Annotated in this window: 30 protein-coding genes and 1 other RNA gene; 2 read left to right on the top strand and 29 right to left on the bottom strand. The window is 61.1% G+C overall.

From position 1 onward, the window contains the following. Positions 1–183 precede the first annotated feature (183 nt). The gene (locus XalbCFBP2523_RS09240; RefSeq protein ID WP_045760414.1) at positions 184–2304 is read left to right on the top strand and encodes a TonB-dependent receptor; all 2121 of its coding nucleotides are present in this window, start codon (positions 184–186) and stop codon (positions 2302–2304) included. Between the two features lie 207 nt (positions 2305–2511). Here XalbCFBP2523_RS09240 and XalbCFBP2523_RS09245 read toward each other — a convergent pair whose 3' ends face one another. Beyond that, complete coding sequence (locus XalbCFBP2523_RS09245) at positions 2512–3024, bottom strand: disulfide bond formation protein B (RefSeq protein ID WP_045765265.1); 513 nt, start codon at positions 3022–3024, stop codon at positions 2512–2514. Between the two features lie 249 nt (positions 3025–3273). On the opposite strand from XalbCFBP2523_RS09245, the gene XalbCFBP2523_RS09250 reads away from it, so the two are divergent. Beyond that, positions 3274–3348, top strand: a non-coding RNA gene (locus tag XalbCFBP2523_RS09250) — sX9 sRNA. 4 nt (positions 3349–3352) lie between these two features. Here the strand turns inward: XalbCFBP2523_RS09250 and rplQ are convergent. The 28 genes from rplQ to XalbCFBP2523_RS09390 form a co-directional block, all read right to left on the bottom strand. Next, entirely contained in the window at positions 3353–3736 is a 384-nt protein-coding gene (gene rplQ, locus XalbCFBP2523_RS09255; RefSeq protein ID WP_045726904.1) for a 50S ribosomal protein L17, read from the bottom strand. Between the two features lie 292 nt (positions 3737–4028). After that, on the bottom strand, positions 4029–5027 hold the full coding sequence (locus tag XalbCFBP2523_RS09260) for a DNA-directed RNA polymerase subunit alpha (RefSeq protein WP_012915078.1): 999 nt from the start codon (positions 5025–5027) through the stop codon (positions 4029–4031). 49 nt (positions 5028–5076) lie between these two features. Then, positions 5077–5706 carry a 30S ribosomal protein S4 gene (gene rpsD / locus XalbCFBP2523_RS09265; RefSeq protein WP_012915077.1) on the bottom strand — a complete coding sequence of 210 codons (630 nt, stop codon included), beginning with the start codon at positions 5704–5706 and terminating at the stop codon, positions 5077–5079. Positions 5707–5720: 14 nt separating this feature from the next. Then, complete coding sequence (gene rpsK / locus XalbCFBP2523_RS09270; RefSeq protein WP_003470632.1) at positions 5721–6113, bottom strand: 30S ribosomal protein S11; 393 nt, start codon at positions 6111–6113, stop codon at positions 5721–5723. Between the two features lie 9 nt (positions 6114–6122). Then, positions 6123–6479, bottom strand: a complete 357-nt coding sequence (gene rpsM, locus XalbCFBP2523_RS09275) for a 30S ribosomal protein S13 (RefSeq protein ID WP_010340453.1) — start codon at positions 6477–6479, stop codon at positions 6123–6125. A 339-nt stretch (positions 6480–6818) separates the two neighbouring features. After that, on the bottom strand, positions 6819–8189 hold the full coding sequence (secY, locus tag XalbCFBP2523_RS09280; protein ID WP_045757663.1) for a preprotein translocase subunit SecY: 1371 nt from the start codon (positions 8187–8189) through the stop codon (positions 6819–6821). 7 nt (positions 8190–8196) lie between these two features. Next, on the bottom strand, positions 8197–8640 hold the full coding sequence (gene rplO, locus XalbCFBP2523_RS09285) for a 50S ribosomal protein L15 (RefSeq protein WP_012915075.1): 444 nt from the start codon (positions 8638–8640) through the stop codon (positions 8197–8199). Positions 8641–8646: 6 nt separating this feature from the next. Then, positions 8647–8838 carry a 50S ribosomal protein L30 gene (rpmD, locus tag XalbCFBP2523_RS09290; protein ID WP_012915074.1) on the bottom strand — a complete coding sequence of 64 codons (192 nt, stop codon included), beginning with the start codon at positions 8836–8838 and terminating at the stop codon, positions 8647–8649. Further along, positions 8831–9376 carry a 30S ribosomal protein S5 gene (gene rpsE / locus XalbCFBP2523_RS09295; RefSeq protein ID WP_012915073.1) on the bottom strand — a complete coding sequence of 182 codons (546 nt, stop codon included), beginning with the start codon at positions 9374–9376 and terminating at the stop codon, positions 8831–8833. The genes rpmD and rpsE overlap by 8 nt, the downstream gene beginning before the upstream one ends. Before the next feature lie 154 nt (positions 9377–9530). Further along, a complete protein-coding gene (gene rplR, locus XalbCFBP2523_RS09300; RefSeq protein WP_012915072.1) occupies positions 9531–9890 on the bottom strand; it encodes a 50S ribosomal protein L18 in 360 nt (119 codons plus the stop codon). A gap of 96 nt (positions 9891–9986) precedes the next feature. Further along, complete coding sequence (gene rplF / locus XalbCFBP2523_RS09305; RefSeq protein ID WP_012915071.1) at positions 9987–10514, bottom strand: 50S ribosomal protein L6; 528 nt, start codon at positions 10512–10514, stop codon at positions 9987–9989. Positions 10515–10530: 16 nt separating this feature from the next. Then, positions 10531–10929, bottom strand: a complete 399-nt coding sequence (gene rpsH, locus XalbCFBP2523_RS09310; RefSeq protein WP_012915070.1) for a 30S ribosomal protein S8 — start codon at positions 10927–10929, stop codon at positions 10531–10533. Positions 10930–11196: 267 nt separating this feature from the next. Beyond that, positions 11197–11502, bottom strand: a complete 306-nt coding sequence (rpsN, locus tag XalbCFBP2523_RS09315) for a 30S ribosomal protein S14 (protein WP_012915069.1) — start codon at positions 11500–11502, stop codon at positions 11197–11199. Positions 11503–11567: 65 nt separating this feature from the next. Continuing rightward, complete coding sequence (gene rplE / locus XalbCFBP2523_RS09320; RefSeq protein WP_012915068.1) at positions 11568–12110, bottom strand: 50S ribosomal protein L5; 543 nt, start codon at positions 12108–12110, stop codon at positions 11568–11570. Between the two features lie 11 nt (positions 12111–12121). Then, positions 12122–12439 carry a 50S ribosomal protein L24 gene (gene rplX, locus XalbCFBP2523_RS09325; protein ID WP_045726894.1) on the bottom strand — a complete coding sequence of 106 codons (318 nt, stop codon included), beginning with the start codon at positions 12437–12439 and terminating at the stop codon, positions 12122–12124. Between the two features lie 15 nt (positions 12440–12454). After that, positions 12455–12823, bottom strand: coding sequence for a 50S ribosomal protein L14 (gene rplN, locus XalbCFBP2523_RS09330; RefSeq protein ID WP_012915066.1), 369 nt, complete (start codon positions 12821–12823; stop codon positions 12455–12457). A 14-nt stretch (positions 12824–12837) separates the two neighbouring features. Then, complete coding sequence (gene rpsQ, locus XalbCFBP2523_RS09335; RefSeq protein ID WP_012915065.1) at positions 12838–13107, bottom strand: 30S ribosomal protein S17; 270 nt, start codon at positions 13105–13107, stop codon at positions 12838–12840. A gap of 11 nt (positions 13108–13118) precedes the next feature. Beyond that, entirely contained in the window at positions 13119–13304 is a 186-nt protein-coding gene (gene rpmC, locus XalbCFBP2523_RS09340) for a 50S ribosomal protein L29 (RefSeq protein ID WP_012915064.1), read from the bottom strand. Further along, positions 13304–13717: a 50S ribosomal protein L16 gene (rplP, locus tag XalbCFBP2523_RS09345; protein ID WP_012915063.1), complete on the bottom strand. Its 414-nt coding sequence runs from the start codon at positions 13715–13717 to the stop codon at positions 13304–13306. Before rplP ends, rpmC begins: the two co-directional genes overlap by 1 nt. 5 nt (positions 13718–13722) lie before the next feature. Further along, complete coding sequence (rpsC, locus tag XalbCFBP2523_RS09350) at positions 13723–14448, bottom strand: 30S ribosomal protein S3 (RefSeq protein ID WP_012915062.1); 726 nt, start codon at positions 14446–14448, stop codon at positions 13723–13725. Positions 14449–14465: 17 nt separating this feature from the next. Further along, positions 14466–14801 (bottom strand): 50S ribosomal protein L22, encoded by a 336-nt coding sequence (rplV, locus tag XalbCFBP2523_RS09355; RefSeq protein ID WP_003486710.1) that lies wholly within the window; start codon positions 14799–14801, stop codon positions 14466–14468. A gap of 12 nt (positions 14802–14813) precedes the next feature. After that, positions 14814–15083, bottom strand: a complete 270-nt coding sequence (gene rpsS, locus XalbCFBP2523_RS09360; protein WP_012915061.1) for a 30S ribosomal protein S19 — start codon at positions 15081–15083, stop codon at positions 14814–14816. 6 nt (positions 15084–15089) lie between these two features. Beyond that, positions 15090–15917, bottom strand: a complete 828-nt coding sequence (gene rplB, locus XalbCFBP2523_RS09365) for a 50S ribosomal protein L2 (RefSeq protein ID WP_045726892.1) — start codon at positions 15915–15917, stop codon at positions 15090–15092. Between the two features lie 10 nt (positions 15918–15927). Further along, positions 15928–16227 carry a 50S ribosomal protein L23 gene (rplW, locus tag XalbCFBP2523_RS09370; RefSeq protein WP_003470672.1) on the bottom strand — a complete coding sequence of 100 codons (300 nt, stop codon included), beginning with the start codon at positions 16225–16227 and terminating at the stop codon, positions 15928–15930. Next, positions 16224–16829 (bottom strand): 50S ribosomal protein L4, encoded by a 606-nt coding sequence (gene rplD / locus XalbCFBP2523_RS09375; protein ID WP_012915059.1) that lies wholly within the window; start codon positions 16827–16829, stop codon positions 16224–16226. The genes rplW and rplD overlap by 4 nt, the downstream gene beginning before the upstream one ends. Positions 16830–16841: 12 nt before the next feature. Further along, the gene (gene rplC / locus XalbCFBP2523_RS09380) at positions 16842–17492 is read right to left on the bottom strand and encodes a 50S ribosomal protein L3 (RefSeq protein ID WP_012915058.1); all 651 of its coding nucleotides are present in this window, start codon (positions 17490–17492) and stop codon (positions 16842–16844) included. A gap of 11 nt (positions 17493–17503) precedes the next feature. Next, the gene (gene rpsJ / locus XalbCFBP2523_RS09385) at positions 17504–17815 is read right to left on the bottom strand and encodes a 30S ribosomal protein S10 (RefSeq protein WP_010341589.1); all 312 of its coding nucleotides are present in this window, start codon (positions 17813–17815) and stop codon (positions 17504–17506) included. A gap of 485 nt (positions 17816–18300) precedes the next feature. After that, a partial coding sequence (locus tag XalbCFBP2523_RS09390) for an EF-Tu C-terminal domain-related protein (RefSeq protein ID WP_488175802.1) occupies positions 18301–18423 on the bottom strand: 123 nt, incomplete at its 5' end.

An 18423-nucleotide genomic window follows, 5' to 3' on the forward strand; every position in this document is an offset into this window, starting at 1 on the left:
TCGCAGAGCCAGGGCGCGACGCATAGCGCGACGCGCGCCTGAGTACGACAAAAGCACCACTGACATGAACAATACGTAACACGACGGTCACCACCATGACTTCCGACTGACGCGAGCGCCGCGCCGAACATTGAATGTTATCTAGTAACATCTCCTTTACTTATCCCTCTGGTCAGCCTTGTCATGACACCACACGCTCTCTCCACTGCTGTTGCTCTGGTCCTACTGGCGTCCCCGGGACTCACCCTCGCTGCCGACGCCTCCAACAGGGCTATCGACCTCGACCCGGTCACCGTCACCGCCAAACTCGAAGCCGCGCGCAACGCGCTATCGCCGGACATCGGCAGCAGCCAGTACGCGATCACCGCCGCAGACATCGATCGTCTGCCGCTGGGTGCCTCCACGCCGCTCAACCAGGTGCTGCTGCAGGCGCCGGGCGTGGTCCAAGACTCTTATGGCGGCATCCACGTGCGCGGCGACCACGCCAATCTGCAATACCGCATCAATGGCGTGATGATTCCCGAATCCATCTCCGGCTTCGGCCAGAGCCTGGACCCACGCACGATCAAGAACATCCGCCTGCTCGACGGCGCGCTGCCGGCGCAGTTCGGCGACCGCACCGCCGCGGTCATCGACATCACCACCAAGAACGGCGTGGAATTGGGTAACGGCGGCAGCGTCGGCATCACCGCCGGCTCGTACGGCACGCTCAACCCGAATGCCTCCTGGTGGGGCAGCGAAGGCCGCCTCAGCTGGTTCGGCAGCGGCAACTACCTGCAAAACCGGATCGGCCTGGAAAACCCGACCAACAGCAGCAATCCATACCACGATAAAACCCACCAGGGCAAAGCCTTCGCCGATCTCAACTACCTGATCAACGAAAGCACCCGGCTCAGCCTGATGGTCGGCTATGCCAACAACCGCTTCCAGATCCCCAATAACCCAGGGCAGACGCCCGCGTTCACCTATCTGGGCAACAGCGACTTCGATTCCTCGCAACTCAACGAGAACCAGCGCGAGAACACCCGCTTCGGCAACTTGATACTGCAAGGTGAGCTAGGTACCACCAGCTACCAGTTGTCGGCCGGTCAACGCTACAGCAGCGTCGCGTTCTCCCCCGATATCGCCGGCGACCTGATCTTCAACGGCGTCGCCTCGCAGGTCCAGCGCAGCAACCGCGCCAACACCGTGCAGGCCGATTTCTCCACCCCGTGGGGCGGATCGCACACCCTGCGCTACGGCGTGTATGGCAGTTTCGAACACGTCATCGCCAGCAACAACGCTTACGTCTTCCCGGCCAACGACGACGGCAGCCAGAGCAGCGATGTGCCACTGTTCATTCCCGATGCCAGCCGCTTCCACGCCAGTACCTACGCGGTCTACCTGCAGGACGAGTGGCAGCCCAGCGACGCCTGGACCATCAACTACGGCGTGCGTGGCGATCGTTACAAAGCCTTCGGCATCACCGAGGGCCAGCTCAGCCCACGCCTGGGCGTGGTCTGGCATGCCAGCGACACCACCACCTTGCATGCCGGCTATGCCCGCTACTTCACCCCGCCGGCCAGCGAGCTGATCTCCACCAGCGACATCGCCTTGTACGACGGCACCACCAATCAGCAATCGGCCGCAGGCGGCCCGACCACGCCACTGAGCGAACGCAGCAACTACTTCGACCTCGGGATCTCGCAGGCCGTTGGCGACCACCTCACACTGGGCCTGGACACCTACTACCGCAAGGCCGATCGCTTGCAAGACGAAGGCCAGTTCGGTGCCGCCTACGTCTACTCCACCTTCAACTACCGCTACGGCCGTATCCGCGGCGCCGAATTCAGCGCCGACTACACCAATGGCCCGGTCAACGCCTACTTCAACGCGGCCTACAGCAAGGCGATGGGCAAGCGGGTGATGACCAGCCTGTACAACTTCGACCCGGATGCGCTGGCCTATGTCTACGACCACTGGATCCATCTCGACCACGACCAGAAGCTGACGTCTTCCGGCGGCCTCACCTACGCCCTGGCCGACGATAGCCGGATCGGCGCAAACTATCTGTTCGGCAGTGGCCTACGCACCGACGCCAACGGCGTCCCCAACGGCGGCACGGTCGCGTCCTACTTCCAGTTGAACCTCAGCGCCGGGCACGACTTCGGCCTCGGCAGCGGCCACCCACTGCATGCGCAGTTGGCTGTGCTCAATGTGCTCGACCGCCACTATCAGCTACGCGATGGCGGCGGCATCGGCGTCTTCGCCCCCCAATGGGCGCCGCGCCGCGGCATCTACCTGAGCCTGCAGCAGGATTTCTAAACAGGCCGAATACCCACTAGGCCGCGCCCGAGTCGGGCCGGCCTAGCGGGAAGAGGGAGAAACGGCGGCAGGCAGCTCCAGGTACCTGCCGCTACAGCGCCGGGAGCGAGATCGGCTCCCGCGCTGACTGTGACCGACGACATCGGCGAGGAATGACCTCAGATAGCTCCTACGCGGGCAAGCGCAGTCCAATGCCCATCTGCAAACTCAGTGCAGCGAGCGCCGCCTGGCCTTGAAACCTGCATACAACGCGAACACACCCAACAACACGAAACAGATCAGGCACCACATCGGCATCGACAGGCCCAGAAAACGCCAATCGATGTTGCCGCAATCGCCGGTGCCGGTCAGCACCCGCCGCATCACCTCGAACGGCCCCAGCGTCTGCCGCAGAAAGCTCAGCGGCGGACCACAAGATGCCATCGGATCGGGAAACACCTGCACGTAGACATGTTTAGCGGCGATACCCGCCCCTACGCCCGCCGCCAGGAATGCCAGTACACCGTAGACCTTACGACCTCCGCTGCGCACCGGTCCGTGCAATGCACCGATCAGAAACAGCAAGCCCAGCGCAGCGAATGCGATCCTTTGGAAGATGCACAGCGGACACGGCTCGATCCCCAATTGCAACTGCACAAAAATCGCATAACCAAGCAATGCGGCGCAGCTTAGGAAACCCAGCAAAAACTGTGCTCGGAAACGCCAGCGGAACAGGTTCATTGGAATCGGACTCGCAGCGACAATCCAATCATTATCCCCCATCCACTCGCTTACCATGCACCACCCATCGGTGGGAATTCAGGTCGTGACGACTCACGACACGTTCCGGCAGAAGAGACTCACACGCACAAACGCAAAAAAGCCCGGATATTCCGGGCTTTTTGCTACTTCCGTTGGAAACAGACTTAGAGTAGCTAACGAAACGACTGTGTCGCCGCCGGATGGGCGCGGGCAGTGCTCGGAATCCTCATGTAACTGTGTACACTGCAGTTGCTGCGCGCTTTCCGCGGCCACCCGACAGCCACTCGCGACGTTTTGTCAGCCACTCTTACTCGGCGACGGCCTCGGCCACGAGCGGGCGATCGACCAGCTCGACATACGCCATCGGCGCATTATCGCCGGCGCGGAAACCGCACTTGAGGATGCGTAGGTAGCCGCCCGGACGCGATTGGTAACGCGGGCCAAGTTCGACGAACAGCTTGCCCACCGCTTCCTTGTCGCGCAGACGGGCGAAGGCCAGACGGCGGTTGGCGACGCCATCGACCTTGGCGATGGTGATCAACGGCTCTGCGACACGGCGCAGCTCCTTGGCCTTCGGCAGGGTGGTCTTGATCAACTCGTGCTTGAACAACGACGCCGCCATGTTGGAGAACATCGCCTGACGATGCGCACTGGTGCGGCTGAACTTGCGACCGGATTTCTGGTGACGCATGGGTTTGGATTCCTATGAAAGATTGGAGCTGTTGGAGATCGCTGTCGCCGTCCTGGCGTTGAACAATGGACTGCGGATGGTCCGAGCCGGCCGTCCTTGACCGGGCGACGCCGCAGGCATGGCGACCCGTCGGCGGAATGATGCAGTGGTACAGGCCGTGGTATGCATGCAGCAGCTCAGGGATTACCTGACGCTGCGGCATCACGCGACAGAATCTTTACCGGCGCTCCATCGCCACGTCCACACCTGGATCACGACCGTTGTCTTACGACAACGATCGGATCCGAGGGACTTAGCCGAGCATCCCGTGCTGGGCGACACCAGCCGGCGGCCAGTTCTCCAGCTTCATCCCCAGCGACAGGCCGCGTTGCGCCAGAACTTCCTTGATCTCGGTGAGCGACTTCTTGCCAAGATTCGGGGTCTTGAGCAACTCCACTTCGGTTTTCTGGATCAGATCGCCGATGTAGTAGATGCTCTCGGCCTTCAAGCAGTTGGCCGAACGCACCGTGAGCTCCAGATCGTCGATCGGACGCAGCAGCACCGGGTCGACACCGTTGCTCGCCGGCTTGACCGCACCACGATCGCGATGAGTAAAGTCGCCGAATACCGACAACTGATCGCTGAGGATGTCGGCGGCGGTCCGCACGGCTTCCTCGGCATCGATCGTGCCGTTGGTTTCGATGTCCAGAACCAGCTTGTCCAAGTCGGTACGCTGTTCCACACGTGCGGACTCGACGGCATAGGCGACGCGACGCACGGGCGAGAACGACGCATCCAGGACCAGACGGCCGATAGTGCGGGTTTCTTCGTCCGGACGGCGACGCGCGGCGGCAGGCTGGTAACCGAAGCCACGCTCGATCTTCAGACGCATGTTGAGTGCCGTGTCCTTGGTCAGGTGGCAGATCACATGATCGCTGTTGAGGATCTCGACGTTATGGTCGGTCTTGATGTCGGTGGCAGTGACCGTGCCCGGCCCCTGCTTGGACAGCGACAAGGTGGCGCTGTCACCGGTATGCATCCGGATGGCAACGTCCTTGAGGTTGAGCAGGACTTCCAACACGTCCTCCTGCAGCCCTTCGACCGTGGTGTACTCGTGCAAAACGTTGTCGATTTCGACTTCGGTGATCGCGAAGCCGGGAATCGAGGACAGCAGCACGCGACGCAGGGCGTTGCCCAGCGTGTGTCCGTAACCACGTTCCAAAGGCTCGATCACGACCTTGGCGCGGTTGTCGGTAAGGCGTTCGATCTGCGGCCCACGCGGACGCAAGACCTGGTTGGCGGTAACCGTCATGTTGCGGGTTCTCCTGACGAGCTTCCGCACGGGAAGCTCTCCAATGTGATTACTTCGAATACAACTCGACGATCAGCGCTTCGTTGATGTCGGCAGGCAAATCCGCACGATCCGGTACGGCCTTGAAGATGCCGCTGAACTTCTTCGAATCGACCTCGACCCAAGAAGGGGTCAGATCGTGCGTGTCGGCAACGCTCAGCGCTTCCTGCACACGCAGCTGCTTCTGTGCTTTTTCCGACAGCGCGATCGCGTCGCCGGCCTTGACCTGGTAAGACGCCAGATTCACCGACTTGCCGTTGACCAGCACCCCGCGGTGCGACACTAACTGACGCGCCGCAGGACGAGTGACAGCAAAACCCATGCGGTAGACAACGTTGTCCAGACGGGTTTCCAACAACTGCAGCAGGTTCTCGCCGGTGTTGCCCTTCTTGGTCGAGGCCTTCTTGTAGTAGTTGCGGAACTGACGCTCCAACAGACAATAGATACGCTTGACCTTCTGCTTTTCACGCAGCTGAGTGGCGTAGTCGGACAGCTTGCCCTTGCGCGCAGTCGCGCCGTGCTGGCCGGGCTTCTGCTCGAGCTTGCACTTGGAATCCAGCGCACGCGCCGGGCTCTTGAGGGAAAGATCGGCGCCTTCGCGGCGCGCGAGCTTACAGGTAGGACCGATATAACGAGCCATTTCTTATCGCTCCTTTAGACGCGACGTTTCTTCGGCGGACGGCACCCGTTATGCGGGATTGGCGTCACGTCGATGATGTTGGTGATCTTGTATCCGACGTTGTTCAACGAACGGACGGCGGACTCGCGACCCGGACCCGGGCCCTTGATGCGCACTTCCAGCGACTTCACGCCGTAGTCGAGCGCGGCACGCCCGGCCTTCTCGGCGGCCACCTGCGCCGCGAACGGCGTGGACTTGCGCGAACCGCGGAAACCGGCACCACCGGAGGTCGCCCAGGACAATGCATTGCCCTGCCGATCGGTGATGGTCACGATGGTGTTGTTGAACGAGGCGTGGACGTGGGCGACGCCATCGGTGACGACGCGCTTGATCTTCTTTTTGGTCTTTGCTGCTGCGGGCTTAGCCATGTCTGTCCCTTACTTCTTGATCGCCTTGCGCGGACCCTTGCGGGTGCGGGCGTTGGTCCGGGTGCGCTGACCGCGCAGGGGCAGGCCACGACGATGACGCAGGCCGCGGTAGCAGCCCAGGTCCATCAATCGTTTGATAGCGATGCCGATTTCACGACGCAGATCGCCCTCGACGATGTACTTGCCGACTTCGAGACGCAGGCGCTCGATTTCCGGCTCGGACAGATCGCGGATCTTGGTGGTCGAGGTCACGCCTGCTGCTTCGCAGACCTTCTTCGAACGGGTACGGCCGATGCCGTAGATGCTTTGCAACCCGACCCAGACGTGCTTCTGGGCTGGCAGGTTGACGCCTGCAATACGCGCCATGACGCGGTTCTCCAACTGAGTGATGGCCCGACAGTGCAGCATGGCACTACCCGGCAGGATGGATCAAAAAGTGAACTTGTAAGTCTAGCAAGGTCTCGGGTTACATGGAAGCCTGCGGAACGTTTTGGTTCCGCAAGCCCGGCATGGGGAGTGTGCCCATGCTCCGGCGCCGGACATCGTTGACGAGCGCGCAATTTGCGCCCCGCCGCCCGCGCGACTCCAGCGCAGGACAACGACATCTCACCCGCGCACGAGACCGCTGCACGGGCCGCCCTTCAAGTCGCAAGAGCGCTCCAAGAAATGGAGCGTCTTCGCGGAAGGATTCATACAGTATAACAATCACCCGCGGGCAAAACCGCCACCGCGTGCGCCACCCTTTAAGTTGGCCTTCTTCAAAAGGCTTTCGTATTGGTGCGACATCAAGTGCGCCTGGATCTGCGCGATGAAGTCCATCACCACCACCACCGCAATCAGTAGCGAGGTGCCGCCGAAGTGGAAAGTGGTACCGAATTGGGCACGCATCACCTCAGGCAGCAGACACACGATCACCAAGTACAGCGAGCCGGCCGCAGTCAATCGAGTCAAAACGGAATCGACGTAGTCGGCGGTGGCCTTGCCCGGACGGATGCCCGGAATCAGCGCACCGGACTTCTTCAGGTTGTCCGCCGTTTCCTGCGAGTTGAACACCAGTGCCGTGTAAAAGAACGCAAAACCGATGATCAACGCAGCGAACACCATCATGTGTACCGGCTCGCCTGGGCCAAGCGCATTGGCGATACGCTGCAACATACTGCCGAAGGTGGTATTGGAGGCCGCCTGACCCGACCACATCGATAACGTCGCGGGGAAGGCAAGAATGCTGGAGGCGAAGATCGGCGGGATAACGCCGGCCATATTCAACTTGAGCGGCAGGAACGAAGTCTGGTTCATGTACGCATTGCGACCGCCTTGGCGCCGTGCGTAATTGACCGTGATCCGACGCTGCCCGCGCTCGACGAACACCACGAACAAGGTGAAAGCCAGAATAGTCAGCACGATCAGCAACAGCGAGATAAAGCTCATGTTGCCGTCGCGATAGGCTTCCAAGGTATGGATCGCCGCCGCCGGCAAGCCGGCGACGATGCCAGCGAAGATAATCAGCGACACGCCATTGCCGATGCCACGCTCGGTCACCTGTTCGCCAACCCACATCAGGAAAATGGTACCTGCGGTCAACGCGATCACGGCCGTGAGTACGAAGCCTATGCCGGGCGCGTAGACCACCGGCGCGCCACCTGGCGCCGTCTGATGTTGCAGCGCCAGGGCAATGCTGCCGCCCTGCACGACAGCCAGCAATACTGCACCGATGCGCGAATACTGGGTGATCTTGCGCCGCCCGGACTCACCTTCCTTCTGCATCGCCTTGAACGACGGGAAGATGTGCGTGGCCAGCTGGATCACGATCGATGCCGAGATGTACGGCATCACGTTCAACGCAAAGATACTGAAACGGTGCAAGGCGCCGCCCGAGAACATGTTGAACATGTCCACGATACCGCCGCCCTGCGCCTGCATCAGCGCCAGCATGGCTTCGGGATTGACCCCCGGCACCGGCACATAGCAACCGATGCGGTAGACGATCAATGCGCCGATGACGAACAACAGGCGCTGGCGAAGTTCAGTGAACTTGCCAAGCCCGCCGCCGAGTTGCCCCATGCCCGCTTGCGCCATTTGCGTGTTACTCCTGCACGCTGCCGCCGGCAGCTTCGATTGCCGCTTTGGCACCGGCAGTCGCCGCAACGCCCTTCAGTACGAACTTCTTGGTCAGCTCGCCCTTCAGCACCACCTTGGCCTTCTTCGCAGTGCTCGGAACCAGCTTGGCGGCGCGCAGCGCGGCGAAATCGATCTCGCCTTCCTGCAGGTTATCGAGCTGGTAGGACAGCACTTCGGCCGTGTCCTTGGCCAGCTTGGAGCGGAAGCCGATCTTCGGCAGACGGCGCTGCATGGGAGTCTGCCCGCCTTCGAAACCGGCCTTGATCTTGCCGCCACCCTTGCGCGCGAACGAGCCCTTGTGGCCACGACCGCAGGTCTTACCCAAGCCCGAACCAATGCCACGACCGACGCGGGTGCGCTCGGTCCGGGCGCCGTCGGCGGGCTTCAGATCATTCAGATGCAACGTCATGGTCGATTACTCCTCAACCTGAACGAGGTACTGAACCTTGTTGATCAGGCCGCGCACTTGCGGGCTGTCCTTCAGTTCACGCACATCGTTGAGTTTATTCAGGCCCAGCGCACGCACCGACAAACGGTGACGCGACTGAGTCCCACGCAAGCCGCGCACCAAGCGCACCTTCACTGTTTTGCTGGACGCATCAGCCATGGGTGAGATCCTCCACCTTCTTGCCGCGCTTGGCCGCGATACGGGCCGGCGACTGCATATCTTCCAGGCCGCGCAGGGTGGCGCGCACCAGGTTGATCGGGTTACGCGAACCGACCGCCTTGGCCAGCACGTTCTTCACACCAACCGCTTCGAGCACCGCGCGCATAGCGCCGCCGGCGATCACGCCGGTACCTTCGGAGGCCGGCATCATGAACACGCGCGCCGCACCGTGGCCAGACTTCACCGTGTGCCACAGGGTACCATTGTTCAGATCGATGTTGAGCATACCCTTCCGCGCATATTCCATCGACTTCTGGATCGCGACCGGCACTTCGCGCGCCTTGCCGTAACCGAACCCGATCTTGCCATTGCCATCGCCGACCACGGTCAGCGCGGTGAAGGTGAACTGACGACCGCCCTTGACCGTCTTACTGACGCGATTGACCGCGACCAGCTTCTCGATCATGCCATCGTCGACTTTTTCTTCGCGGTTGCGGTCGCGTTCACGACCCCGCGGTGCACGCTGTTCTTCAGCCATTGTGATGCCCTTGATGATGGAAAAATTGACGGCTCGCATGCCGCTTATCGTTGTGGTATGGAACGGAACGCCCCAGGTGCGTGCAGAAGACGCACCTGGATCCGATGCAACCCGCATCGGCAGGACGGGCGCGGCAACGCCGCACCCACAAGGATCAGAATTGCAGGCCGCCTTCGCGTGCCGCTTCAGCCAATGCCTTGATACGGCCGTGATAACGGTAGCCCGAGCGGTCGAAGGCGACCTTCTCGATGCCTGCGGCCTTGGCACGTTCGGCGATCAGCTTGCCGACCTTTGCTGCGGCGTCGCTGTTCTTACCGTTCTTCAGGCCATCCTTGACGTCGGCCTGCAAGGTATTCGCCGCAGCGAGTACCTTCGCGCCATCGGCAGTAAAGACCTGCGCGTACAAATGTTGCCCAGTGCGCAGCACCGACAGGCGGGCAACGCCGAGATCGCGGATATGGGCGCGGGTCGACTTGGCACGACGCAGGCGGGCAATGTTCTTGTTGATGCTCATGGTTATGTGTCCTACGGAAGCGGATCGACATTGGGCGAGGCATCTGTCGGAACCCGGTCATGGCAGACCGCAATTCCGAGCAGAAGAAAACCTGCCTTATGCCTTCTTGGCTTCCTTGCGAATGATGGCTTCACCGGCGTACTTCACACCTTTACCCTTGTAGGGCTCTGGCGGACGGAAACCGCGGATCTTGGCGGCGACTTCGCCAACAAGTTGCTTGTCGGCGCCTTGCACCAGAATTTCGGTCTGGGTCGGGGCCGCAAGGGTAATGCCTTCAGGTGCCTGGAACACAATCGGGTGCGAGAAACCGAGCGCCAGGCTCAGATCCTTGCCCTGCATCGTGGCACGGTAACCGACGCCCACCAGTTCAAGCTTGCGCTCGAAACCGGCGGAGACGCCGTGCACCATGTTCGCCAGGATGGCACGCACGGTACCGGTGATGGCAATGTGCGAGTCGGCATTCGCCGACAGGGTGGCGACACCGTTTTCCTGCTTGATTTCGACACCAGCCGGCTTCGGCAGCGACAAGGTCCCCTTCGGGCCCTTGACACTCACCTGATCGGGCTGAACGGTCAGTTCGACGCCCTTCGGGAGGGAAATCGGCTTCTTGGCTACACGGGACATGTGAGTACTCCTTCCCTTAGGCCACGAAGCACAGGACTTCGCCACCGACGCCGGCCTGACGGGCCTGCGCATCGGTCATGATGCCCTTGGACGTGGAAATGATGGCAACACCCAGGCCGCCGAGAACCTTCGGCAGCTCGGTCTTGCCGCGATATTGACGCAGACCCGAACGCGACACGCGCTTGAGCGTATCGATGACCGGACGGCCTTCGAAATACTTCAGCACGATTTCCAGCTCGGACTTATTGTTCTCGATTGCGTTGACCCGCAGATCACTGATGTAGCCTTCGGCCTTCAGCACTTGCGCGATCGCAACCTTGATCTTGGAGGACGGCATCTTTACCGTCGGCTTACCGACCGCGGCCGCATTCTTGATGCGGACCAGCAGGTCGGCGATGGGATCAGTCATGCTCATGGTATCTACCTTTGAGTGCACCGATATCCGCTTTCGCGAAAATCTTGTGTGGTGAAACGTGTGGAATGACGCACGGGAGGTAACCGCGCAAGGTCTTGGAGAAGATCATGTGCGTTTACCACAGCAGCCCCGCCCTTGCCGTGCTGCAAGGAGCGGGAGTATACGACAAAACGTCCGATTTGCATCGGACGTGTTGACCCAATCGCAGGCGAACGCCGAGGTTGCTGAACCCACTCCCCAAGCGGAAGTGGGGAGCCGACTGGCGTTTTACCAGCTGGCCTTGCGCAGGCCGGGCACGTCGCCGTTCATGGTCGCCTTGCGCAGCATGTTGCGACCCAAGCCGAACTTGCTATAGACGCCACGCGGACGACCGGACAGTACGCAGCGGTTGCGCTGGCGGCTCGGCGAAGAATCCCGCGGAAGTTTCTGCAGCTTGGTCACCGCCTCCGCCTTCTCGTCATAGGACGCAGTGCCGGAGGCGATGATCTTCTTCAGCGCTTCGCGCTTGTCGGCGAACTTCTTCGCCAGCTTTTTCCGCTTGATGTCGCGGTTGACCATGGAGGTCTTTGCCATATGTATGACCTTTTCGATTAGAAAGTCCGGCCATGGATGGCCGAACTCTTGATCACGGACGATCGTTAATTGCGGAACGGGAACTTGAACGCTTCGAGCAGCGCCTTGGCTTCGGCGTCGGTCTTAGCGGTGGTGGTGATGGCGATATCCATCCCGCGGATCGCGTCGACAGCGTCGAAATCGATTTCCGGGAAGATGATCTGTTCCTTCACGCCCATGTTGAAGTTGCCACGGCCATCGAACGAGCGGCCGGACACACCACGGAAGTCGCGCACGCGCGGCAGGGAGATGTGGATCAAGCGATCCAGGAACTCGTACATCTTGGCGCGACGCAGCGTGGTCTTGCAGCCGATCGGCCAGCCATCGCGGATCTTGAACGATGCCACCGAGATGCGGGACTTGGTCACGACCGGTTTCTGGCCGGAGACCTTGGCCATGTCGGCAACAGCGTTTTCCAGGATTTTCTTGTTCGTCGCCGCCTCGCCCACGCCCATGTTCAGCGTGATCTTGACCAGCTTCGGCACTTCCATCGGATTGGTGTAACCGAACTTCTTCATCAGAGCCGGTGCCACTTCGTCCTTGTAGATCTTTTCGAGACGGGAAGTCATTGTGTCATTCCTCAGGCGTCAAGCGCCTCACCGCTGGAGCGGAACACACGCAGTTTGCGTCCATCCTCCAGCACCTTGAAGCCAACGCGCTCGCCCTTGCCCGTCGCCGGGTTGAGGATGGCCACGTTGGAAATATGGATCGACGCTTCGCGCTCGACCACGCCGCCAGCGACACCTGCCTGCGGGTTCGGCTTGGTATGGCGCTTGACGATGTTCGCGTTGGAGACGATCACGCGATCGCCATCGACGCGGACGATTTCGCCCTGCTTGCCCTTGTCCTTGCCGGTGGTGACGACGACCTGGTCGCCCTTCTTGATACGGTTAGCCATGTGTATGTCCTCCGCTCACAGCACTTCGGGAGCGAGCGAGACGATCTTCATGAACTTCTCGGAACGCAGCTCGCGGGTCACAGGCCCGAAGATACGCGTACCGATCGGCTCCTGCTTGTTGTTGAGCAACACGGCGGCGTTGCCATCGAAGCGGATCAACGAACCGTCATGACGACGCACCCCCTTGCGGGTACGCACCACGACGGCATCGTAGACTTCGCCCTTCTTGACCTTGCCACGCGGGATCGCGTCCTTGACGGTGACCTTGATGATGTCGCCAATGTGCGCATAACGGCGCTTGGAGCCGCCGAGCACCTTGATGCACATCACTTCCTTGGCACCTGAGTTGTCGGCGACGTCGAGGTAGCTCTGCATCTGGATCATGATTCAGATCTCCCTTATTCGACCGCGCGGGTGACGATTGCCACCACCCGCCAGTTCTTGGTCTTGGACAGCGGCGCAATCTCGGTCACGCGCACGACATCGCCTTCGTTGCAGGCGTTGTCGGCATCGTGGGCATGGAGCTTGGTCGAGCGCTTGATGTACTTGCCGTACAGCGCATGCTTGACCTGACGCTCCACCAGCACGGTGACGGTCTTGTCCATCTTATTGCTGACCACACGGCCTTCGACCGTGCGCAGTGTTTTGTTTTCGTTATTATCGCTCATCACGGCCATCCTTACTTCGTGCTGCCGAGCAGGTGCTTGACGCGAGCGATCTCGCGGCGCACCCGGCGGGTTTCGTGAGTCTTCGGCAGCTGCCCGGTGACCCGCTGCATGCGCAGAGCGAACTGCTCCTTGCGCAGATCGGTCAGATGGGCCTTCAGATCGTCGGCCGACTTCTCGCGGAGTTGTTTGATGTCCATCAGCGTACCGTCCGGGTCACGAAGGTGGTGGTCACCGAAAGCTTGGCAGCGGCCAGACGGAACGCCTCGCGCGCGATATCTTCGCCAACACCTTCGATTTCATAGATCATGCGACCGGGCTGGATCTGCGCGACCCAGTACTCGACGTTACCCTTGCCGGAGCCCATTCGCACTTCGATCGGCTTCTTGGTGATCGGCTTGTCCGGGAACACGCGGATCCACATCTTGCCGCCGCGCTTGACGTAGCGGCTGATCGAGCGGCGCGCCGCTTCGATCTGGCGCGCGGTCAGCTGACCGTGCGCGGTGGCTTTCAAGCCGTACTCGCCGAAGCTGACGGCGTTGCCGCTCCACGCCAGGCCATCGTTACGGCCCTTGTGCATCTTGCGGTATTTGGTTCGCTTAGGTTGCAACATTGCCGTTACCTCGCTTCACGGGCCGGACGCGACGGACGGTCGCCACGATCATTACGATCGTTGCGCGGGGAGTCGTCCTGCTTTTCCTGGCCAACCTGGGAGAAATCGAAGATCTCGCCATTGTTTATCGTCACCTGGACGCCAATGGTGCCGTAGGTCGTATTGGCTTCGGCGAAGCCATAGCCGATGTCGGCACGGAGCGTATGCAACGGCACACGGCCCTCGCGGTACCATTCGGAACGGGCGATTTCCGCACCGTTCAAGCGACCGGAAACGCTGACCTTAATCCCCAGGGCGCCCAGGCGCATCGCGTTACCGACCGAGCGCTTCATCGCGCGGCGGAACATGATGCGGCGCTCCAGCTGCTGCGCGATCGACTCGGCGACCAACTGCGCATCCAGCTCCGGCTTGCGCACTTCGGTCACGTTGATGTGGGCGGGAACGCCCATCATCTCGCTCACTTCCTTGCGTAACTTCTCGATGTCCTCGCCACGCTTGCCGATCACCACGCCCGGACGGGCGGTGTAGATCGTCACGCGCGCGGTCTTGGCCGGACGCTCGATCAAGATCTTGCTGATGCCAGCCTGCGCCAACTTCTTGCGCAGCATTTCACGCACCTTGAGGTCGGCTGCCAGGTACCCGGCAAACTCGCCTTTGTTGGCGTACCACTTAGAATTCCAGTCCTTGGAGATACCGAGGCGGATTCCGACCGGATTAACTTTATGACCCATCGTCTTTTCCTTTCCGCTTACTTGGCAGCGCCCACAACCACAGTGATGTGGCTGGTGCGTTTGAGGATGCGGGTACCGCGGCCTTTCGCCCGCGCCATGAAACGCTTCAGGCTCGGACCTTCATCAACCATGATGGTCTTGACCTTCAACTCGTCGACATCCGCGCCTTGATTATTCTCGGCATTGGCAATCGCCGACTCCACGACCTTCTTAATCAGGTGCGCGGCTTTTTTGTCCGAGAACTTCAGCAGGTTGACTGCCCGCTCGGCGGAAAGACCACGCACCTGGTCAGCGACCAGTCGGGCTTTCTGCGGGGAGATGCGCGCGGTGCGCAGGATTGCTTTCGCTTCCATCGTCATCTCTCCTTAGCGGCTCGACTTCTTGTCGCCACCGTGACCCTTGAAGGTCCGGGTGACGGCAAATTCGCCGAGTTTGTGGCCGACCATGTTCTCGTTGACCAGCACCGGAACGTGGTTCTTGCCGTTATGCACGGCGATGGTGAAACCCACCATTTCCGGCAGGATCATGGAACGCCGCGACCAAGTCTTGATCGGACGCTTGCTGCCGGCCGCGGCCTCCACCTTCTTGATGAGGTGGTGATCGACGAACGGGCCCTTCTTGAGTGAACGTGCCATGGTCGATTAGCCCCTACGATCGCGGACGATGAATTGTTCGGTGCGCTTGTTATGGCGCGTCTTGTAACCCTTGGTCGGCACACCCCACGGGGTAACCGGATGCGGATTACCCTGACCGGCTTTCGCTTCGCCACCACCGTGCGGGTGATCGACCGGGTTCATGGCCGCACCGCGCACGGTCGGGCGCACGCCGCGCCAACGCTTGGCGCCAGCCTTGCCCAGCTTCTCGAGATTGTGCTCGTCGTTGCCGACTTCGCCGATGGTCGCACGGCACTCGGACGGCACCTTGCGCATTTCGCCGGAACGCAGGCGCAGGGTGGCATAGATGCCTTCGCGCGCGACCAACTGCACCGCCGCACCGGCGGCACGTGCAATCTGCGCGCCCTTGCCTGGCTTCAACTCGATGCCATGCACCGTCGTACCGACCGGAATATTGCGCAATGGCAGGGTGTTGCCGGTCTTGATCGGCGCATCGGAACCGGCGATCACCTGATCGCCAGCCTTCAAGCCCTTCGGGGCGATGATGTAGCGACGCTCGCCATCGGCGTAGCACAGCAGGGCGATATGGGCGGTGCGGTTGGGATCGTATTCGATCCGCTCCACACGCGCCGGGATACCTTCCTTGTTGCGCTTGAAGTCGATGATGCGGTAGTGCTGCTTGTGACCACCACCCACGTGACGGGTAGTGATGCGGCCGTGGTGGTTACGACCACCGGACTTGCTCTGCTTTTCCACCAGTGCAGCGTGCGGGGCGCCTTTGTGCAGATCGGGCGTGACCACACGCACGGCCGAACGACGGCCTGCGGAGGTGGGTTTGAATTTCATCAATGGCATGGGATGTACCTCAGGCCTTGGCCGTTACGTCGATGGACTGGCCTTCGGCCAGACGCACGTACGCCTTGCGCCAATCGCCGCGGCGACCGCTGCGCGAACGGAAGGACTTATTCTTGCCCTTGACGTTCAACACGTTGACCGACTCGACCTTGACGTCGAACAGCTGCTCGACCGCAGCCTTGACATCGGCCTTGGTGGCTTCGCTCGAGATCTCGAAGACGTATTGATTGGAGAGTTCCTGCAGGCGCGCGGTCTTTTCCGAGACACGCGGGGCACGCAGCACGCTGAAGATTTTTTCGTTGCTGCTCATGCCAGCCACTCCTCGACCTTCTTGACCGCATCGGCGGTGATCACGACCGTATCGGCCCCGACCAGCGACACCGGATCCAGGCCCTGCACGTCGCGCACTTCCACATAAGGGATGTTGCGAGCGGACAGGTACAGATGCTCGGACGCCTCTTCGGTCACGATCAGTGGGCGCTTGCCCACGTCCAGACCCTTCAGCTTCTCGATCAGACCCTTGGTCTTGCTGGCTTCGAGATCGAACGCGTCGACAACCTTGAGACGGCCCTGACGATTGAGTTCCGAGAAGATCGCGCAGATCGCCGCACGGTACATTTTGCGGTTCACTTTCTGCTCGAAGCTGCGCGGCTTGGCCGCAAAGGTCACGCCGCCACCGACGAAGATCGGAGCGGTCAGCGCGCCGTGGCGAGCGCCACCCCCCTTCTGCTTCTTCGACTTCTTGGTGGTGCCGTTAACTTCCGAACGTGTCTTCTGCGCCTTGGTGCCGGCGCGACCGGCGTTGCGATAAGCAACGACGACCTGGTGCACCAGATCCTCGCTGAAATCGCGACCGAACACGGCGTCGGAAACCGAGACCTTGTTATTGCTACCCGTGATAACGAGTTCCATCGTCATCTCTCCTTATGCCTTGCTAGCCGGACGCACGATCACGTCGCCACCGGCAGCGCCAGGCACCGCGCCGCGAATGGCGATCAGGCCACGCTCGACGTCGACCTTGACCACTTCCAGATTCTGCGTGCTCTGCTGCACCGCGCCCATGTGCCCGGACATCTTCTTGCCCAGGAAAACGCGACCTGGGGTCTGGCGCTGACCCAGCGACCCGCCCACGCGATGCGACAGCGAGTTACCGTGGGTGGCATCGCCCATGCGGAAGTTATGCCGCTTGATGGTGCCCTGGAAGCCCTTACCCTTGGTAACACCCTGGACGTCGACCTTCTGGCCGACCGCGAAGATGTCCACCTTGATCTCGCCGCCGATGGCGAAGTCGCCCAGCTGCGCGTCTTCGACGCGGAATTCCCACAGGCCGCGACCCGCTTCCACCTTCGCCTTGGCAAAGTGGCCAGCCGCCGGCTTGTTGACCAGCGCGACACGACGGGTGCCCACAGTGATCTGCACAGCGCTGTAGCCGTCGTTCTCGACCGTCTTGAGCTGGGTGATACGGTTCGGGGTCGCTTCGATCAGGGTCACCGGAATGGAGCGGCCATCTTCGGTGAAGACGCGGCTCATGCCGGCCTTGCGGCCCACGAAGCCCAACGAATATTTCTTCGTCATGGTCGCAGCCCTCAGGTCAACTTGATCTGGACATCGACGCCAGCCGCGAGTTCGAGCTTCATCAGCGCGTCCACGGTCTTGTCGTTGGGGTCGACGATGTCGAGCACGCGCTTGTGCGTGCGGGTCTCGTACTGGTCGCGCGCGTCTTTATCGACGTGCGGAGAAACGAGGATGGTGTAGCGTTCGATCTTGGTCGGCAACGGGATCGGGCCACGCACTTGCGCGCCGGTCCGCTTGGCCGTCTCAACGATCTCGCTGGCCGAACGGTCGATCAAACGATGATCGAACGCCTTCAACCGAATCCGGATCTTTTGGTCCGCCATGACGGTGGTTCCTTCGTTAAAAGAGCGACGGGCAAGGCCTCTGGGATACCTGCCCCGGTGATGTCCTGATGTCGTATGCGTCAAGTCTTCCGACTCGGCGAGGGCACTCCTGCACCCCAAAAACTGAGGCAGACCAGTCGACCCGGCCTGCCTAGAACGGAAAAGTATAATGCGATGCTAGAGCAACGTCAACAACCTAAGGTTGTGCGCCCTCAATGCAACGCGACCTTCCCGGTCTTGCGAACACGAGCGACTTCCTGCCCCTCTTTTCGCTGTCTTGTCGGCGCCCTACCCAGGAACGCCGAGCCGCGCATTATAGGGGGGGTTTGACCTGATCGCAACACTTCTGTGGCGAGAAATTTAGACCGGTGCATGGCATGACCACGAACGACAAAGGGCCGACTTGCGCCGGCCCTTTGCGTTCGCGGCGACATCTGTCGCCGGCTATCTCTACCGCATCCCGCAGCCCAGGCTGCCGGAGGGCATTACTTGATGATCTTGGCCACCACGCCGGCGCCGACCGTCCGGCCGCCTTCGCGGATCGCGAAACGCAGGCCTTCGTCCATCGCCACCGGATTGATCAGCGTCACCGTCATCTTGACGTTGTC

It is taken from the genome of Xanthomonas albilineans (assembly GCF_002939705.1).
GTDB classification, from domain to species: Bacteria; Pseudomonadota; Gammaproteobacteria; order Xanthomonadales; family Xanthomonadaceae; genus Xanthomonas_A; species Xanthomonas_A albilineans.

Excerpts from the sequence above, each read along its gene's own strand:
- rpmD (WP_012915074.1), bottom strand. The coding sequence starts at position 8,838 with ATGGCTGATGCGTCCAGCAAAACAGTGAAGGTGCGCTTGGTGCGCGGC.
- rplR (WP_012915072.1), bottom strand. The coding sequence starts at position 9,890 with ATGAGCATCAACAAGAACATTGCCCGCCTGCGTCGTGCCAAGTCGACC.
- rpsS (WP_012915061.1), bottom strand. The coding sequence starts at position 15,083 with ATGGCACGTTCACTCAAGAAGGGCCCGTTCGTCGATCACCACCTCATC.
- rpsN (WP_012915069.1), bottom strand. The coding sequence starts at position 11,502 with ATGGCAAAGACCTCCATGGTCAACCGCGACATCAAGCGGAAAAAGCTG.
- rpsH (WP_012915070.1), bottom strand. The coding sequence starts at position 10,929 with ATGAGCATGACTGATCCCATCGCCGACCTGCTGGTCCGCATCAAGAAT.
- rpsJ (WP_010341589.1), bottom strand. The coding sequence starts at position 17,815 with ATGGCGGACCAAAAGATCCGGATTCGGTTGAAGGCGTTCGATCATCGT.
- rpsE (WP_012915073.1), bottom strand. The coding sequence starts at position 9,376 with ATGGCTGAAGAACAGCGTGCACCGCGGGGTCGTGAACGCGACCGCAAC.
- secY (WP_045757663.1), bottom strand. The coding sequence starts at position 8,189 with ATGGCGCAAGCGGGCATGGGGCAACTCGGCGGCGGGCTTGGCAAGTTC.
- rpsD (WP_012915077.1), bottom strand. The coding sequence starts at position 5,706 with ATGGCTCGTTATATCGGTCCTACCTGTAAGCTCGCGCGCCGCGAAGGC.
- rplX (WP_045726894.1), bottom strand. The coding sequence starts at position 12,439 with ATGGCTAACCGTATCAAGAAGGGCGACCAGGTCGTCGTCACCACCGGC.
- rplW (WP_003470672.1), bottom strand. The coding sequence starts at position 16,227 with ATGAGCAGCAACGAAAAAATCTTCAGCGTGCTGCGTGCCCCGCGTGTC.
- rpsM (WP_010340453.1), bottom strand. The coding sequence starts at position 6,479 with ATGGCGCGTATTGCAGGCGTCAACCTGCCAGCCCAGAAGCACGTCTGG.
- rplF (WP_012915071.1), bottom strand. The coding sequence starts at position 10,514 with ATGTCCCGTGTAGCCAAGAAGCCGATTTCCCTCCCGAAGGGCGTCGAA.
- rplV (WP_003486710.1), bottom strand. The coding sequence starts at position 14,801 with ATGGAAGCGAAAGCAATCCTGCGCACCGCGCGCATCTCCCCGCAGAAA.
- rplO (WP_012915075.1), bottom strand. The coding sequence starts at position 8,640 with ATGACGTTGCATCTGAATGATCTGAAGCCCGCCGACGGCGCCCGGACC.
- rplD (WP_012915059.1), bottom strand. The coding sequence starts at position 16,829 with ATGGAACTCGTTATCACGGGTAGCAATAACAAGGTCTCGGTTTCCGAC.
- XalbCFBP2523_RS09245 (WP_045765265.1), bottom strand. The coding sequence starts at position 3,024 with ATGAACCTGTTCCGCTGGCGTTTCCGAGCACAGTTTTTGCTGGGTTTC.
- rplB (WP_045726892.1), bottom strand. The coding sequence starts at position 15,917 with ATGCCATTGATGAAATTCAAACCCACCTCCGCAGGCCGTCGTTCGGCC.
- rpsK (WP_003470632.1), bottom strand. The coding sequence starts at position 6,113 with ATGGCTAAGCCCGCAGCAGCAAAGACCAAAAAGAAGATCAAGCGCGTC.
- rplP (WP_012915063.1), bottom strand. The coding sequence starts at position 13,717 with ATGTTGCAACCTAAGCGAACCAAATACCGCAAGATGCACAAGGGCCGT.
- rpsC (WP_012915062.1), bottom strand. The coding sequence starts at position 14,448 with ATGGGTCATAAAGTTAATCCGGTCGGAATCCGCCTCGGTATCTCCAAG.
- rpsQ (WP_012915065.1), bottom strand. The coding sequence starts at position 13,107 with ATGAGCGATAATAACGAAAACAAAACACTGCGCACGGTCGAAGGCCGT.
- rplC (WP_012915058.1), bottom strand. The coding sequence starts at position 17,492 with ATGACGAAGAAATATTCGTTGGGCTTCGTGGGCCGCAAGGCCGGCATG.
- rpmC (WP_012915064.1), bottom strand. The coding sequence starts at position 13,304 with ATGGACATCAAACAACTCCGCGAGAAGTCGGCCGACGATCTGAAGGCC.
- rplN (WP_012915066.1), bottom strand. The coding sequence starts at position 12,823 with ATGATCCAGATGCAGAGCTACCTCGACGTCGCCGACAACTCAGGTGCC.
- rplE (WP_012915068.1), bottom strand. The coding sequence starts at position 12,110 with ATGACTTCCCGTCTCGAAAAGATCTACAAGGACGAAGTGGCACCGGCT.
- XalbCFBP2523_RS09240 (WP_045760414.1), top strand. The coding sequence starts at position 184 with ATGACACCACACGCTCTCTCCACTGCTGTTGCTCTGGTCCTACTGGCG.
- XalbCFBP2523_RS09260 (WP_012915078.1), bottom strand. The coding sequence starts at position 5,027 with ATGACGGTTACCGCCAACCAGGTCTTGCGTCCGCGTGGGCCGCAGATC.
- rplQ (WP_045726904.1), bottom strand. The coding sequence starts at position 3,736 with ATGCGTCACCAGAAATCCGGTCGCAAGTTCAGCCGCACCAGTGCGCAT.